Origin of the sequence: Nonomuraea sp. SBT364 (assembly GCF_001083785.1) — a bacterium.
Taxonomy (GTDB): domain Bacteria; phylum Actinomycetota; class Actinomycetes; order Streptosporangiales; family Streptosporangiaceae; genus Nonomuraea.
Map to the genome: position 1 here is coordinate 21,217 of NZ_LAVL01000017.1, position 15,627 is coordinate 36,843.

The window sequence follows — 15,627 nt, forward strand, 5'->3', positions numbered from 1 at the left end:
GAAAACTACAGGTATGGCGTTCGAAATGGTGGGAGTGGTCGGGCTCGGCACGATGGGGGCCGGGATCGCGGAGGTGTTCGCGCGGGCCGGGCTCCGGGTGATCGGCGTCGAGGCCGACGCCGACGCCCTGGCCAGGGGTCGCGGCCACCTGGAGAGATCGACGCAGCGGGCGGTCGACAGAGGCAGGCTGGACGGCGCGGGCCGGGACCGGATCCTGGGCCTGATCACGCTGACCACCTCGCGCGAGGACCTGCGCGACGCCGACCTGGTGGTGGAGGCGATCCCGGAGATCCTCGACCACAAGATCTCGCTCTTGCGGGACCTGGACCGGATCTGCAAGCCCGAGACCGTGCTGGCGACCAACACCTCCTCGCTGCCGGTCACCGCGCTGGCCGCCGCCACCGGCAGGCGGGGGCGGGTCGTGGGCATGCACTTCTTCAACCCGGCGCCGGTCATGAAGCTGGTCGAGGTCGTGGGCACGGTCGTGACCGACCCGGACGTCGTCCCCGCGATCGCCGAGCTGGCGGCGCGGCTGGGCAAGACCGCGGTGACCGTCGGCGACCGCGCCGGGTTCGTGGTCAACCGGCTGCTGCTGCCCTATCTCAACCATGCCGCGGTGCTGATGGAGCAGTGCGTGGCGGCGCGCGACGACATCGACGCGGCGATGACCCGGGGCGCGGGGCTGCCGATGGGGCCCTTCGAGCTGCTCGACCTGATCGGCCTCGACACCGCGTACGAGGTGATGGGGGTGCTGTTCGACGAGACCCGCGACCGGCGGCACGCGCCCGCGCCGCTGCTGCGCGAGCTGGTCGCCGCCCGGCTGCTCGGCCGCAAGACCGGGCGCGGCTTCCACGGCGAGGAGCCGATGCGCCGCGAGCCGGAGAAGTCGTCGGTGATCACCTTCGCCGTCGACGGGCCGGACCCGGGCGGGCTGGGCGAGCGGTTGCGCTCCGCCGGCTTCAAGTCCTCCGACGACCCCGAGGTGATCCTGCGGCACGCCGACCGGCCGGTGATCGAGCACGCGGTCCGGCTCCGGAACCCGGCCCGGCTGGTCGGCGTGCGCGTGGTCGGCGACCGGGTCGCCGAGCTGGCCGCGACGATCCTCACCTCGCCGGAGGCCGCCAGGTGCGCGCGCGACCTGATGAAGGTGATCGGGCTGACGCCCGTCGCGTGCCGCGACCGGGCCGGGTTCGTCACCGACGCGCTGCTCTACCCCTATCTCAACGACGCCGTGCGCATGTACGAGTCGGGCTACGCCTCGATCGCCGACATCGACACGGCCATGAAGCTGGGCTGCGGCTACCCGGCGGGGCCGTTCGAGACGCTGGAGTCGATCGGCCTGGCCGTGGTGCGCGACGGGCTGCGGGCTCTCTACGCTGAATACCGCGAGCCCGCCTACGCGCCCGCGCCGCTGCTCGACCAGCTCGTCACCGCCGGCGTGCGGTCCTTCCCGCGGCCATGAGCCCGCGCCGAGCCCGCCGCAAGGAGTCCACCCGGCCTGTCGCCTTCCCGAGCGCCACCGACCGGGTGGAGGAGTGGCCCGACGGGGAGTGGAAGGTACGCGCCCTCACCGGCGCCTCCTCCGGAAAGAACTACCGCTGTCCCGGCTGCGACCAGGAGATCCGCAGCGGCCAGCCGCACCTGGTGACCTGGCCCAACTGGACGGGCGGCGACGAGGAGCGCCGCCACTGGCATTCCGTGTGCTGGCGCAAGAGACGTGACCGCGGCCCCGGCCGCAGCCGCTACTGAGAGGAGCGACGTGGAGATTCGCGCGGCGAGCGTGCTGCCCGCCCGGCGGGAGCCGATCGAGTTGCACACCGGCGACGGCCTGACCCTGGTCGGCGAGCTGGCCCAGCCCGAGGACCGGCCACCCGTGGCCACGCTGGTGACCTTGCATCCGCTGCCCACGCACGGCGGCTTCATGGACAGCCACGTGTACAAGAAGGCGGCCAACCGGCTGCCCGCCCTGATCGGGCTGGCGGTGCTGCGCTTCAACACGCGCGGCACGTCCTCCGAGCGCGGCACCTCGCAGGGCGCCTTCGACGGCGGCGAGGGCGAGCGGTTCGACGTGGCCGCGGCGCTGGAGTACGCCGAGTATCACGACCTGCCCCGCGTGTGGGTGGTCGGCTGGTCGTTCGGCAGCGAGCTGGCGCTCAAGTGGGCGCACGACCCGCTCGTGGAGGGCGCGATCCTGCTCTCCCCGCCGCTGCACCGGGCCACCGACGCCGACCTGGACGCATGGGCGGCGTTCGGCCGTCCGCTGGTGGCGCTGGTGCCCGAGTTCGACGACTACCTGCGTCCGGAGGAGGCCAGGCGGCGCTTCGCCCGGGTGCCGCAGGCGGAGGTCGTCGGCGTCGACGGGGCCAAGCACCTGTGGGTGGGCGAGCCGTACGTGCGCATCGTCCTGGACGAGATCGTCCGGCGGGTCGCGCCCGAGGCCCACCCCCTGCCGACGGAGGTCTGATCGCGCTAGAATCTTGTTCGGTTCCGAGCGAGGAGGCACGATGGGCGCGTTTGCTCTCGATGGGAAGAAGGCCCTGGTAACCGGGGCGTCCAAGGGGATCGGCAAGGCCATCGCCCTCGCCTACGCCGAGGCCGGCGCGGACCTGGCACTGGTGTCCCGCAACGCCGAGTCGCTGGCCGAGGTGGCCAAGGAGGTCGAGGCGCTCGGCCGGCAGGCCGTCGTCATCCCCGCCGACCTGACCAGCAGGGAGGCGGCGAGCGCCGCCGTCGCCGGGGCCGTCGACGGGCTCGGCCACCTCGACGTCGTGGTCAACAACGCCGGCGGCTCCAACTTCCTCGTCGAGTTCAAGGATCTGCGGCTGTCCGGCTGGGACAAGATCATGCGGCTCAACCTCGACTCGGCCATGGCCGTCTGCCACGCCGTCGCGCCCCACCTGCTCGCGCGTGGCAGCGGGTCCGTCATCAACGTCGCCTCCGTCGCCGCGCTCGGCGCGCCGTTCCTGGCCCCGTACGCCGCCGCCAAGGCCGGGCTGGTCGCGCTGACCAAGACGCTCGCGCTCGAATGGGCGCAGGCCGGAGTGCGGGTCAACGCGCTGTGCCCGGGCTGGACCGCCACCGACCTCAACCGCAACCTGTGGGAGAACGAGGCCAGCAGCCAGGCGACGGTGGCGAGCGTGCCGATGCGGCGCTGGGGGAGCGTCGAGGAGATGGCCCAGCCTGCCGTGTTCCTGGCCGCTCCGGCCTCCGCCTACGTGACCGGACAGGTGCTGTTCGTGGACGGTGGCGCCACCGCCGTGTAAACCGGTCAGGTATATCCGGTATATCGGCCCATTGGGTGGAGTGATTGTCGCGGGGAACGAGGCTACCTTGTGTGAGTGCAGCTCTACACGAGATCAGCCGGGACCGGGCTCCCGGTCGTCCTGCTCCACGCGTTCCCGCTCTCGTCGGCCATGTGGCTGGCACAGCGGGAGGGGCTGGCGAGGTCGTGCCGGATCATCACGCCCGACCTGCGCGGCTTCGGCGGATCGAGGCTGGGCGACGACGAGCCGTCGGTCGAGGTGATGGCCGACGACGTCGCCCGGGTGCTCGACGCCGAGGGCATCGACCGGGCCGTGGTCGGCGGCCTCTCGATGGGCGGCTACGTGACGATGGCGTTCTGCCGCCGCCACCCCGACCGGCTGCTGGGCGTGATCCTGGCCAGCACCAAGGCCGGCCCCGACGCCGATCCGGCCCGCGACAACCGCGAGCGCATCGCCCGGGCGGTGCTGGAGACGGGCAGCGACGTGCTCGTCAGCGACGTGCTGCCCACGCTGATCGGCCCCACCACCCGGCAGCGCCGGGCGATGGTGTTCGGGCGGGTCAAGGGCCTGGTGCAGTCGGCGCCGCCCGCCGCCGTGGCCTGGGCTCAGCGGGCGATGGCCGCCCGGCCCGACTCCTTCGACACGCTCGGCGCGCTCAAGGTGCCGGCGCTGGTGCTGGTCGGCGAGGAGGACGAGCTCGCGCCGCTGCCCGAAGGCGAGGCCATGGCCAGGGCGGTGGCCGAAAGCAGGGTCGAGGTCATCCCCAAGGCCGGGCACCTGACCGCCGTCGAGCAGCCCGAGGCGTTCAACGCGGCGGTCGAGCGCTTCCTCAGCTCCGAGCTTGCCTCGGTATCACGACCTCGCGGATGATCAGCGCGATCGCCGCGGCCACCGGGATCGCCAGCAGCGCGCCCACGATACCCAGCAGCGCGCCGCCGAACAGCGCGGCGATCACCGTCACGGCCGGTGTCACGTTCACCGACTGCTTCATGATGCGCGGGTAGATCAGGTAGTTCTCCACCTGCTGGTAGATCAGGAAGAAGATCGCGCACGCGAGCCCGGCGGGCACCGAGCCGAGCAGCGCGACACCGGTCACCACGACGGCCCCGATCGTGGCGCCCACCAGCGGGATCAGGTCCGTCAGCGCGACGATCAGAGCGAGCGCGAGCGCGTACTCCACTCCTGCGATCGACAGGAAGACCCAGGTGATCACGCCCGCGATCACCGAGATGAGCACGTTGCCGGCCACGTAGCCGCCGATGCCGGCGAGGATCTGCTCGCTGATCGCGCCGGTGCGCTCGCGCCGGGAGGAGGGGACCAGCTGGAGCAGATACGCCTTGATCGTGTGCAGCGAGCCGAGGAAGTAGAGCATCAGCACCAGCAGCGTCACCGTGGTGAAGAGACCGTCGAGCACCACCAGCCCCGCGCCCACGACCCCGCTGGCCAGCGCCGGGCCCAGCGTGCTCGTGACGAACGAGGCGAGCTGCTGAAGGATCTGGTAGTCGGCCTCCAGCGCCCGCACCGTGGGATGCGCCCGCAGCTCGGCGACATAACCCGGCACCGCCTGGACGAAGTCGGCGAGCTGCTGGGTGACCGGCGGCACCACGGCCAGGCCGAACAGCGTGAACGCCACGATCACCGCGGCGAACACGATCGAGATCGCCCACCGCCTGGCCATCCCGCGCCCCTGCAGCGCCTCCACGGCCGGGTTGAGCCCCACCGCCAGGAACATCGCCACGACCACCAGGATGATCGTGCTCAGCGAGCTGACGATCATCTGGGCGAGGCCGATGGCGGTCAGCACCCCCAGCCCGCCCACCAGCCCGAACAGGAACGGCCCCCGGGCCAGCGGCTTGCCGGGCAGGCCGTACGGCGGCTGTGGTGGCGGTGGCGGGCCGTCGTCGGCGGCGGCCTTCGGGGACTCGACCTCGGTGGTCACAGGGCGGGCTCCTGCGGTGGCGGGGGTGTGAACAGAAAGAGAGCCTAGCGACCTTCGCGGTCACCAGGCTCTCTCCGGCTGCCAGATCAGCCCCCGTGCATGTCGCCCATGTCAGGCCGTCGCGGCTACTCCTGCCACCACTCCGAGTCGTCCTCGGACTTGGTCTCCGGCTTGGCCGCGGCCGCGGTGACCGGGCGGTCGTTGACCGGGGCGGGGGCCGGAGCTGCGATCGCGGGCTTCGGCGGGGCCGCGGTGACCGCGGGCTCCGGCTCCAGGCCCGGCAGGGCGGCGCCGCCGAGCAGCTGGCGCAGCTGGGCCAGGTGGCTCGTGATGCTGTCGCGCTGCCGGGTCAGCTCGTCGACCTGGCGCTGCATCGAGGTGCGGGTGCGCTCGGCCTCGTTCTTGGCCTCGGTGACGATCGTGTCGGCGCTGCTCTTGGCCTCGGCGACGATCTGCTCGGAGTTCTTGCGGGCGTTGGCGACGAGCTGCTTGGCGTGCAGATCGGCCTCGCGGCGGGTCTGGTCGGCCTGCTGGGTCGCCTTGGTGGCCCGGGACTCGGCGGTGGCCGCGCGCTGCTCGGCCTCGGCGACCAGCTTCTGGGTCGCGGCCTGCGTGCTGGCGTGGCGCTCCGCCTCCTGGCGCTCCGCCTCCTCACGCCGGGACGCCAGCTGGATCTCGAACTCCGCCTCGTCCTGCGCCCGCTTGGCCTCCGACTCCTCCAGCACGCGCTGTGCCTGCGCGCGCATCTCGTCGGCCTGACGCTTGGCGGTGGTCAGCACCTCGTCGCGCTCGCGCTTGGTCGAGGCGCGCAGCTGGGCGACCTCCCGCTCCGTGGTCGTGCGCAGCTTGGCGATCTCGCGCTCGGCGTCGGCCCGCTTCTCGGCCACCTCGTGGTCGGCGGTGGCGCGCAGCTTGGCGACCTCCCGCTCGGTGGTGGCGGTCAGCTCGTCGGCCTCCCGGCGGGCCGTCGAACGGATCTCCTCGGCGTCCCGCTCCGCGCTGGTGCGCATCTCCTCGCTCTCGCGAGTGGCCTGCGCGCGCTTGTCGGCGGCCTCCGCCTCGGCGGCGGCCCGCAGATCGGCGGCCTCGACCTTGGCCGCGGCCTTGATCTCGTTGGCCTCGGACCTGGCCGCCTGGACGAGCTCGGTGGCCTGCTCCTCGGCCAGCCGCAGGAGCTGCTCGATGCGGGCGCCCAGACCGGAGTAGGTGGGGCGCTCCTGCTCCTGGAGCTGGCGCTGGGAATCGGACAGGTCGCGCTGCAGGCCCGTGACCTGCTCGCGAGACTGGCGCAATTCGGCGTCTAGCTGCTTCAGGTGATCGTGCACCTGGTGCCGGTCGTAACCGCGGAGCACGACGTCGAACTCGCGGGCAGGGGCATCCTCGAAGAAGTTGTTGAGCTGGGCGTCGATGTCGGACTGCATGGAGGCTCGATCCTGGGTTGTCGAGACGGCTACACGGGCCGGACGGGGGGTTCGGGGCACCCGAGCCAGGAGCCTGTGCCTCGCGGCAGGCTCCTCGTCCGGTGGAAAGCCAGCGTACTCCGCACTTGCCGCGTGCGAAGCCCCGTCCAGGTTTCTGCGTGACTAGTTACAAATGAACGATTTTTGCGTTAGCTAGGGCCTAGCCGCCTGGACCAGCTCCGTGAGCATTCCTCCAACATCCTTGGGATGCAGAAACGCGATCTGCGAACCCATCGTGCCGTGCCGGGGACGCTCGTCGAGCAACCGGACGCCCTTGGCGCCGATCTTATCCATCGCGTCCGCGACGTCGGGGACCCCGAACGCCACGTGGTGCACTCCCTCACCCCGCTTGGCCAGGAATTTCCCGACCGGCGAGTCGGGCGAGAGCGGCTCCAGCAGCTGGATGTAGGAGCCGCCGCCGGCGCCGTCGGCCACCAGCAGCATGGCCTCCTTGACGCCCTGCTCCTCGTTGACCTCCCGCGCCACGACGGTCAGCTCGAACGTCTCGGCGAACAGCTTGATCTTCGCCTCCAGGTCATGACAGGCGATCCCGATGTGGTCGATACGCATGAACATGTGTGGCCAACCTCCATGGCGGTCATCGTGCTACCCGTGGGTATGGTGTCAAAGAACCGTTCCCCGTCAGTGGTCAGGAGGGGTCTTTGGGCCCGCGTCCCGATACTGCGCGCATCCCGGACGGTGGTGGGTGCGCCGGTAGCCCGCGCTCTCCGGGCGTGCCCCACCCGCCTGTTCCTGCCCCCGGCTTCTCGCCGCAAGCCATGGGGACGATTGTGGCGCGCCCGCTACGCCACCGCATCAGCCCTCGGGCTGACATCCCCTGGTCCGATCGACGCACCGGCAGCACCCCGACGGTGACCACCCGCGCACCGGTCGGCGACCCACGCGCCCTCACCCGCCGAACACCCATGTCGGCGGCGCGCGTCGTGCCCCCTGCCGCACACTCCCGTGCGGCGGAGCCACGACGCCGGACGGGCACCCATGGACACTCGAACCACCGCAGTTTCCAACCCTTGTGCGCCTAGGAGGCCCGCCATGTCTGGTTCCGTCATCGTCGCCGGAGCTCGTACCCCGATCGGCAAACTGCTGGGCGCCCTGTCCGGGCTGTCGGCCGTGGAGCTCGGCGGGATCGCCATCAAGGCCGCCCTGGACCGCGCCGGGGTGTCGCCCCAGGACGTGCAGTACGTGATCATGGGCCAGGTGCTCCAGGCCGGCGCCGGGCAGATCCCGTCCCGCCAGGCGGCGGTCAAGGCCGGCATCCCGATGACCGTGCCGTCCCTCACGATCAACAAGGTCTGCCTGTCCGGGCTCGACGCCATCGCGCTGGCCGACCAGCTCATCCGCGCGGGCGAGTTCGACATCGTCGTGGCCGGCGGCATGGAGTCGATGACCAACGCGCCGCACCTGCTGCCGGGCCTGCGCAAGGGCGTCAAGTACGGCGGCTCCGACGTCGTCGACTCGATGGCCCACGACGGCCTGTTCTGCGCCTTCGACCAGTGCGCCATGGGCGAGTCGACCGAGCGCTACAACGCCGGGCTCGGCATCGGCCGCGAGGAGCAGGACGCGGTCTCGGCCCGCTCCCACCAGCTCGCCGCCGCGGCGGCCAAGAACGGCGCCTTCGAGGCCGAGATCGTGCCCGTGGAGATCCCGCAGCGGCGCGGCGAGCCGATCGTGGTCAAGGACGACGAGGGCGTGCGCGGCGACACCACCGCCGAGACGCTCGCCCGGCTGCGGCCCGCGTTCGCCGCGGACGGCACCATCACCGCCGGGTCGGCGTCCCAGATCTCCGACGGGGCGTGCGCGGTGGTGGTCATGTCCAGGGCCAAGGCCGAGGAGCTCGGGCTGCCGTGGCTGGCGGAGATCGGCAGGCACGGCAACGTCGCCGGGCCCGACGCCTCGCTGCAGTCGCAGCCGGCCAACGCCATCAAGCAGGCACTCGCCAAGCAGGGCCGCACTCCCGGCGACCTGTCGCTCGTGGAGATCAACGAGGCGTTCGCCAGCGTGGTGATCCAGTCGGCCAAGGAGCTCGGCGTGCCGATGGACATCGTCAACGTCAACGGCGGCGGCATCGCGCTCGGCCACCCCATCGGCGCGTCGGGCGCCCGCATCGTCCTGACGCTGGCCCACGAGCTCAAGCGCCGCGGCGGCGGCCTCGGCGCGGCCGGCCTGTGCGGGGGCGGCGGCCAGGGCGACGCACTGATCATCAACGTGCCGGCATGAGGCTGATCGTCAACGGGCCCCGCATGAAAGTGCGCCCCGCTCTCCAACCCAGGAGAGCGGGGCGCGGGCTAAGGGGGATGATGCGCCCGGCCGCGAGGGAGGTTGCGGCCGGGCGTTCTTGCGATGGTCATGACGAGAGCAGCCTGGCGAAGACCGAGCGGTGGCGGCGCCCGCCCCGCTGCTCCTTCACCGCCTGGCGTACGCGCCGCTGCTCGGCGGCGGCCTCGCGCAGCTCTCGCGCGTGGTTCTGCATGACGACGTACTCGAACTCGGCGTTCATGGAGAGTGCTCCTTGGTTCTCGTTTCCCTGCACTCTCGAGAATGGTCCTAAGGCCCCGGGTGACACATCGGGCGGATGCCCTATCTGTGCCGGGTCCGGGCGCCAGGGGGTACCTAGACCGGGGCGGAGCACGTCCTAAGGCTCCCCGGTGTACTTGACGCTCACCTTGGTGAAGCCGAGGGACTTGAGCATCCCCTCCAGCATCGTGCGGGTGTTGGCGTCGGCGCGGTTGCGCAGGTCGCTCGCCACGGCCGCCTCGGCGATCTTCTTCTCCGCCAGCACGTACAGCTCCCGCTGGTCACCCGGGGAGGACGACAGGAAGTCCTGCACCCGGTCCAGCAGGCCGCGCTGCTGGGCGAAGACGTAGGAGCGGGAGTTGTCCAGGTTGGGCTTCTCCAACTGGGCGCGCGGCAGGCGGACGGTGGCCGTCTTGCGGTCCTCCGACACGATGATCGCGTCCTTGGCCAGGGCCGAGAAGTCGACGTAGGCGTCGACGCTGCCCGCGCCCACGAACAGCGTGCGGGTGCCCTTGACCGCGTCCGGCAGGAAGTTGGCGTCCTTCTCCAGGTCCACCACGACCTGGAAGGAGCCGGTCGCGGCCTCGTACCGGCTCATGTCCTTGATGGACTGCAGCAGGACCGGCCCGGTGCGGTCGACGGCACGCTCGCCGAGGGGGTTGAGCCAGGTCCAGGCCACGCGGCCGCCCACCACGAGCAGGACCGCCAGGACCAGGAGCCCGGCCAGATATCGCCACCTGCGGCGCCGCCGGGGGGTGAGCGCGGCGGGCGCCGTACGGGATGTCGTCATGCCTGCTTGACTACCCGAGGGACGATCATCAGTGCCACCCATGAGGTGACATCTTCGGTCCCCAGCCCGGCGAGGCGCTGGGGTCGGGGTAGACCGGGTAGACCTGAGGGCTGCTCTCGGAGTCGGGCTCGGTGGCGACCGGGGTGGCCACCTGGACCGACGTGCCCGCCGGGCCGCCGCCGAAGTGGGTGGTCGACAGCTTGCAGGTCTGGAAGTCGCTGAAGAACATCCGCAGCCACTCGCGGCGCTGGTGCTCGTTCAGCCCGGAGAACCAGGCGGCGGCGTACTCGTGCTCCAGCAGCGGGCCCCCGGGCAGCGGCTCGCCGCGCAGCCACGCCATCACGATCTCCCGGTAGCCGTCGGCGGGCCGGCCGTGGCAGCGCGCGGCCAGCGCGTCCAGGTATTCGCGGGCCGCCTCGTCGGCGAACCCCGCCGACAGGTCGGGCAGGTGGATCGGCGCCAGCCCCGACGACGGCGTGAGCGGGTCGTCCAGCGGCCGCTGCTCCACCCGGGTGAACGCGGCGGGCGTCTCGGCCAGGCGCGAGGCGATCTCGGTGAACGCGGCGCCGAGCTCGGTCAGCCCGGCGCGCATGCCGGGATGGACGCAGACGGTGATCGGCCACTCCTGGCAGCTGTAGGCGATCTCCTGCGCCGCGGCGGGCTTCGGCTCGGCCAGCACCCGGGCCACGCCGGTGCCCGCCAGCAGCACGGCCAGCAGGGCGAACGCCAGCACCAGCGCCTGCCGCGTGACCAGCGCCGCCCAGCCCAGCAGCAGCGCGCAGGTGACGCCCAGCAGCCAGATGATCTGGTTGAGGAAGATCGTCCCGCTCAACCCCTGGAACAGGTCGTACGGCTCGCCCGTGCCCGGCGCCAGCCGGTCGGCCCAGCCCTCGCCGTCGGCCAGCCAGGTGAACAGCCCGTAGCAGGCCAGGCCCGCCAGCGGCGGCGTCAGCGCGTACGGCAGCACCCAGCCGGCCACCCACCCGATCACCGAGTAGAGCGCCAGCCCGGCCATGCCCATGCCCAGGCCCGACAGGCTCAGCCGCCCCGACTGCTCGGTGAGCACCGTCTTGATGGCCAGCACCAGCACGGTCGCGGCGAACGAGCCCAGCACCACCACCACGATCGCCAGCGGCGCCCGCAGCGCCCGCCAGGTCGTCAGCTGCAGGCCGCGCGACGCCCGGCGCTTGCGCAGCGCCACCCAGGCGGCGAACGCGGCCGCCACGGGCCCGGTCAGCCGGAGTGAGCCGATGACCGCCGCCACGATGTTCTCCCAGGCGTCGACGCCAGGGATCAGGACGCTCCACGCCGCGACCAGGCCGAGAGCGAGAAGCACGGCCACCGTGACGGCCGCGCTCTGTCTCAGCTCCTCGCGTGAAACGCCCCCGTGCTCACGCACCCTTGTCCCCGTTGAAGTTCATCAAAGCACCCCCCGTGCCCCGTCGGCGCGGCGGAAGCGGTCAGGCCCGGCCGTCCCCACGGCTGATGGACTTGGCTTCCCCGTCACCATTCGATGCGAGAACCATAACTGAGCGTGATGATTGCCGCCCGGATTCTTGGCCAAGCGGAGAATCCGAACGCGCTCCGTAAGCAGACGAAACTGGACGAGCGGCGCGCTACCGTAGCGCTGTGTCGCAGCCCAAGCCCCTCAACCTGCCGTTCGATCCCATCGACCGTGCCGCGGAGTCCTGGCGCGCTCACTTCGGTCCCTCTTCCGCCATGGCCGCCGTCACGTCGATCATGAGAGCGCATCAGATCCTGCTGTCGCAACTTGACTCGCTCCTGAAGCCGTACGACTTGACCTTCGCCAGATACGAGGCTCTGGTCCTCTTGACCTTCAGCCGGACCGGGGCGCTGCCGCTTTGGAAAATCGGGGAGCGGCTGATGGTCCACCCGACCAGCGTCACGAACACGGTTGACAGGCTCGAGAAGTCCGGGCTGGTGCGCCGCATGCCCAATCCGCGGGACGGCCGTGGCGTGCTCGCCGAGATCACCGACGCCGGCCGCGACGTCGTGCGGCGCGCCACCGCCGAGCTGATGGCCGCCGACTTCGGCCTGGGCATGTACGGCGAGGCCGAACTGGGAGAGATGTTCGGGCAGTTGCGCACGCTGCGGGTGGCGGCGGGTGACTTCGCCGGCCCGGACATGCGGCAAGATGAGGAGCATGGCGGACTTCTCTAGGCCCGGATCGCTCTACGGAGCCATAGATCTGGGCGCGCGCAAGCAAGCCCTGGAGGCGCAGGCCCGACGGGAGGCCGGGGGTCCCCAGGGAGCCTCGCCGGCCTCGGTCGTCGACGTGACCGAGGAGACCTTCACCAGCGACGTCATCGACCGCTCGATGACCACGCCGGTCGTCCTCGACCTGTGGTCGCCCCGGGCGCCCGGCAGCGCCCAGCTCAGCCCCGTGCTGGAAAAGGTCGTCGGCGACGCCGGCGGCAAGGTGATCCTGGCCCGGGTCAACGTCGACGCCAGCCCGCAGATCGCGCAGGCGCTGCGCGTCCAGGCGGTCCCGACGGTGCTGGCCATCTTCCAGGGGCAGGCCGTCACCGGCTTCCAGCAGGTGCTGCCCGAGCAAGAGGTGCAGCGCTGGCTCGACGAGCTGATGGGCGCGGTCGAGCAGTTCTACCAGGCCAACCCCGGCGCCCGGCCGCCGGACGCCGAGCAGGGTGAGGAGGCGCCCCAGGGGCCTCCCGCGGACCCCGACCTGGTGGCCGCCGAGGAGGCCATCGACAAGGGCGACCTCGACGCGGCCGCGGCCGCCTACGAGCGGCTGCTGGCCCGCGCCCCGGGCAACGAGGACGCCAAGATGGGCCTGGCGGGCGTCAGCCTGATCAAGCGCACCGCCGACGCCGACCCGGCCGAGGTGCAGCGCAGGCTGCAGGACCCGGCCGACCTCGACGCCCAGCTCCTGGCCGCCGACCTGGAGATGCTGTCCGGCGCGGTCGACGAGGCCTTCGACCGGATCATCGCGGTGGTCAAGCGCACCTCCGGCGACGACCGCGACAAGGCCAGGCGCCACCTGCTGGGCCTGTTCGAGGCCTTGCCGGCCGAAGACCCCTCCTTGGCGAAAGCGCGTAGAGCTTTGTCGAGCGCGCTGTTCTAACCTGGAGGTATGCGGGTAGTCACGCTCTCCGCCACCTACGGCACGGCCGGCAGCCACATCGGCCCGGCCGTGGCCGAGCGGCTGGGCGTGCCCTTCGTCGACCGCGCGATCCCCGGCGCCGTCGCCCAGGAGCTGGGCTGCACGCTGGAGGAGGCGCTGGCCCATGACGACCGGGCCGAGCACGGCCTCGGCAGGCTGCTGTCGGGCGCGATGCGGCTGCCCACCGTCACCTTCGGCGGCGTCGACATGTACGTGCCCGGCGTGCTGCCGCACGCGCCGGAGGAGTTCGTCCGCCACACCGAGCGCGTGCTCATCGAGACCGCGCGCGAGCAGGGCGGCGTCTTCCTCGGCAGGGCCGGGGCCGTCGTGCTCGCCGACCACCCCGGCGCGCTGCACGTCCGGCTCGACGCCCCGGTCCAGCGCCGGGTCCGGCAGACCGCCACGCTCGGCGAGCTGACCGAGCGCGAGGCACGCAAGATCATCGAGGACAACGACCGGGCCCGCACCGCCTACGTCCGCCACTTCTATCGTGCCGATCCTGCCGACCCCCGGCTCTACCACCTGGTCGTGGACAGCGCCGCGATCCCCGTGGCGGTCTGTGTCGACCTGATCGTGACAGCTGCGGAGGCGCTCGCTTGACCAGTTGCCCCCTACCATGGGAGGACTTCTTGGTCAGGCGCGAAGGAGCGATTGACGTGGCGACCGTCCCAAGTGTGTCGTACTCCATCACCGTGCGGCTCGAGGTGCCGGCCGGCGGCAAGGCCGTCAGCCAGCTCACCCATGCCGTAGAGTCGGCCGGCGGCGTGGTCACCGCCCTCGACGTCACCAACGCGGGCCACGAAAAGCTCCGCATCGACGTCACCTGCGCGGCTCGTGACACCGACCACGCACAGGCCATCGTCGACCAGCTCGAAGCGGTCGAGGGCGTCGTCATCCACAAGGTCTCCGACCGCACCTTCCTCATGCACCTCGGCGGCAAGATCGAGATGAAGTCGAAGGTGCCGCTGCGCAACCGCGACGAGCTCTCCATGGCCTACACGCCCGGCGTGGCCCGGGTGTCCATGGCGATCGCCCGCAACAAGGAGGACGCCCGCCGGCTGACCATCAAGCGCAACACCGTCGCCGTCGTCACCGACGGGTCGGCCGTGCTCGGGCTCGGCAACATCGGGCCGGAGGCCGCGCTGCCCGTCATGGAGGGCAAAGCGGCGCTGTTCAAGCGGTTCGCCGGCATCGACGCCTGGCCGATCTGCCTCGACACCCAGGACGTCGACGAGATCGTCCGTGCGGTCCAGCTCATCGCGCCCGGCTTCGGCGGCATCAACCTCGAGGACATCGGCGCGCCGCGCTGCTTCGAGGTCGAGCGGCGGCTGCGCGACCTGCTCGACATCCCGGTCTTCCACGACGACCAGCACGGCACCGCGATCTGCGTGCTCGCCGCGATGACCAACGCGCTGCGGGTGGTCGACAAGCGGATCGAGGACGTGCGCATCACCATGGCGGGCGCGGGCGCGGCGGGCAACGCCGTGCTGCGGCTGCTGCTGGCCTCGGGCGCCCGCAACGTGATCGTCTGTGACTACCTCGGCGCCGTCCATCAGGTCCGCGACGACCTCGACGACTCGCTGCGGTGGATCGCCGACCACACCAACGCCGAGGGCTACTCCGGTGACCTGCGCGGCGCGGTCAAGGGCGCCGACGTGTTCGTCGGGGTGTCCGCGCCGGGGATCCTGACCGGCGACGACATCGCCACGATGGCGCCGGGGGCGGTCGTCTTCGCCCTCGCCAACCCCGAGCCGGAGGTCTCCCCGGACGACGCCCGCGAGCACGCCGCCGTCGTGGCCACCGGGCGGTCCGACTACCCCAACCAGATCAACAACGTGCTGGCGTTCCCCGGCGTCTTCCGGGGGCTGCTCGACGCGCAGGCCACCGAGGTGACCCCGGAGATGCTGCTGGCCGCCGCCGGGGCGCTGGCCGCCGTGGTCACGCCCGAGGAACTGGGGCCCAACTACATCATCCCCAGCGTCTTCCACCCCGATGTGGCGGGCGCCGTCGCCGCCGCAGTCCGCGAATCCGCCGGCGGCCGCGCCCGCGGTTTCACCGAGGCCTGACCGGGCCGCTCTCACACACCGGCGGCCCGATGCCCGTCCGGGGTGTCCCGCGTGAACGGGGGAGGGCGGCGTGCCGTCCGGCGACGAGGGCCGTCGCCGGGGGCGTCCGGCGCGGGCCGGGAGCATCCGCCCGAGGCAGGGGAGACGGCGCTCTCCGGCGGGCGCCACTTCCAGGCGAGCGGGTGGCACCCACCCCGGTGACGGGGGCGGTGTCCCGTCCGGGGCGGCGCGGGTCACCGAGCGCACGAGGGAGTGAACACCCGCCACCAGGCAGGTGGCGGTGTCCTGCCCAAGCTCAAGCCGGGCGCGTATCTCCGGGAACGGAGGGCGCGGCCTCGTCCGGTGAGGGTGGAAGCCGGGCTTCGCGGGGGAGGGGTGGAGGAAGTGCCCGTGCAGGGGAAGCCGCCGGTGCGGACCGGCCCGGACCCGGGG

The 15,627-nt window shown here is 71.9% G+C and carries 16 protein-coding genes; 10 read left to right on the forward strand and 6 right to left on the reverse strand.

Features of this window, described 5'->3' with window-relative positions:
- The first annotated feature begins 13 nt into the window (after window positions 1-13).
- The 5 genes from ADY59_RS11175 to ADY59_RS11195 all read left to right on the forward strand — a co-directional run bounded on the left by ADY59_RS11175 (window position 14) and on the right by ADY59_RS11195 (window position 4,133).
- Window positions 14-1,462, forward strand: a complete 1,449-nt coding sequence (locus ADY59_RS11175; protein WP_049561079.1) for a 3-hydroxyacyl-CoA dehydrogenase — start codon at window positions 14-16, stop codon at window positions 1,460-1,462.
- A complete protein-coding gene (locus tag ADY59_RS11180) occupies window positions 1,459-1,749 on the forward strand; it encodes an ATP/GTP-binding protein (RefSeq protein WP_082310027.1) in 291 nt (96 codons plus the stop codon). Before ADY59_RS11175 ends, ADY59_RS11180 begins: the two co-directional genes overlap by 4 nt.
- Window positions 1,750-1,759: 10 nt before the next feature.
- The gene (locus ADY59_RS11185) at window positions 1,760-2,464 is read left to right on the forward strand and encodes an alpha/beta hydrolase (RefSeq protein WP_049561084.1); all 705 of its coding nucleotides are present in this window, start codon (window positions 1,760-1,762) and stop codon (window positions 2,462-2,464) included.
- A 40-nt stretch (window positions 2,465-2,504) separates the two neighbouring features.
- Window positions 2,505-3,263, forward strand: a complete 759-nt coding sequence (locus tag ADY59_RS11190; protein WP_049561087.1) for an SDR family NAD(P)-dependent oxidoreductase — start codon at window positions 2,505-2,507, stop codon at window positions 3,261-3,263.
- Between the two features lie 75 nt (window positions 3,264-3,338).
- Window positions 3,339-4,133 (forward strand): alpha/beta fold hydrolase, encoded by a 795-nt coding sequence (locus ADY59_RS11195; protein ID WP_049561090.1) that lies wholly within the window; start codon window positions 3,339-3,341, stop codon window positions 4,131-4,133.
- Here ADY59_RS11195 and ADY59_RS11200 read toward each other — a convergent pair.
- The 3 genes from ADY59_RS11200 to mce form a co-directional block, all read right to left on the reverse strand.
- The gene (locus ADY59_RS11200) at window positions 4,093-5,202 is read right to left on the reverse strand and encodes an AI-2E family transporter (RefSeq protein WP_049561092.1); all 1,110 of its coding nucleotides are present in this window, start codon (window positions 5,200-5,202) and stop codon (window positions 4,093-4,095) included. The genes ADY59_RS11195 and ADY59_RS11200 overlap by 41 nt on opposite strands.
- A gap of 125 nt (window positions 5,203-5,327) precedes the next feature.
- Entirely contained in the window at window positions 5,328-6,623 is a 1,296-nt protein-coding gene (locus ADY59_RS11205; protein ID WP_049561094.1) for a DivIVA domain-containing protein, read from the reverse strand.
- Between the two features lie 192 nt (window positions 6,624-6,815).
- Window positions 6,816-7,238 carry a methylmalonyl-CoA epimerase gene (gene mce, locus ADY59_RS11210; RefSeq protein ID WP_049561096.1) on the reverse strand — a complete coding sequence of 141 codons (423 nt, stop codon included), beginning with the start codon at window positions 7,236-7,238 and terminating at the stop codon, window positions 6,816-6,818.
- Window positions 7,239-7,715: 477 nt separating this feature from the next.
- On the opposite strand from mce, the gene ADY59_RS11215 reads away from it, so the two are divergent.
- On the forward strand, window positions 7,716-8,900 hold the full coding sequence (locus ADY59_RS11215) for an acetyl-CoA C-acetyltransferase (protein ID WP_049561098.1): 1,185 nt from the start codon (window positions 7,716-7,718) through the stop codon (window positions 8,898-8,900).
- A gap of 127 nt (window positions 8,901-9,027) precedes the next feature.
- Here ADY59_RS11215 and ADY59_RS51240 read toward each other — a convergent pair whose 3' ends face one another.
- The 3 genes from ADY59_RS51240 to ADY59_RS11225 form a co-directional block, all read right to left on the reverse strand.
- Window positions 9,028-9,180, reverse strand: coding sequence for a hypothetical protein (locus ADY59_RS51240; RefSeq protein WP_197093549.1), 153 nt, complete (start codon window positions 9,178-9,180; stop codon window positions 9,028-9,030).
- 135 nt (window positions 9,181-9,315) lie between these two features.
- Window positions 9,316-9,987, reverse strand: a complete 672-nt coding sequence (locus ADY59_RS11220; protein ID WP_049561100.1) for a DUF4230 domain-containing protein — start codon at window positions 9,985-9,987, stop codon at window positions 9,316-9,318.
- A 28-nt stretch (window positions 9,988-10,015) separates the two neighbouring features.
- Complete coding sequence (locus ADY59_RS11225; RefSeq protein WP_053174640.1) at window positions 10,016-11,386, reverse strand: hypothetical protein; 1,371 nt, start codon at window positions 11,384-11,386, stop codon at window positions 10,016-10,018.
- Between the two features lie 230 nt (window positions 11,387-11,616).
- On the opposite strand from ADY59_RS11225, the gene ADY59_RS11230 reads away from it, so the two are divergent.
- Genes ADY59_RS11230 through ADY59_RS11245 form a run of 4 tightly spaced genes read left to right on the forward strand, consistent with a single transcriptional unit; the run spans window position 11,617 to window position 15,195 of the window.
- Window positions 11,617-12,168: a MarR family winged helix-turn-helix transcriptional regulator gene (locus ADY59_RS11230; protein ID WP_049561102.1), complete on the forward strand. Its 552-nt coding sequence runs from the start codon at window positions 11,617-11,619 to the stop codon at window positions 12,166-12,168.
- On the forward strand, window positions 12,152-13,090 hold the full coding sequence (locus ADY59_RS11235) for a tetratricopeptide repeat protein (protein WP_049561104.1): 939 nt from the start codon (window positions 12,152-12,154) through the stop codon (window positions 13,088-13,090). The genes ADY59_RS11230 and ADY59_RS11235 overlap by 17 nt, the downstream gene beginning before the upstream one ends.
- A gap of 9 nt (window positions 13,091-13,099) precedes the next feature.
- On the forward strand, window positions 13,100-13,729 hold the full coding sequence (locus ADY59_RS11240; protein ID WP_049561107.1) for a cytidylate kinase-like family protein: 630 nt from the start codon (window positions 13,100-13,102) through the stop codon (window positions 13,727-13,729).
- Window positions 13,730-13,785: 56 nt separating this feature from the next.
- Complete coding sequence (locus ADY59_RS11245) at window positions 13,786-15,195, forward strand: NAD-dependent malic enzyme (RefSeq protein WP_049561110.1); 1,410 nt, start codon at window positions 13,786-13,788, stop codon at window positions 15,193-15,195.
- Window positions 15,196-15,627: the final 432 nt, after the last annotated feature.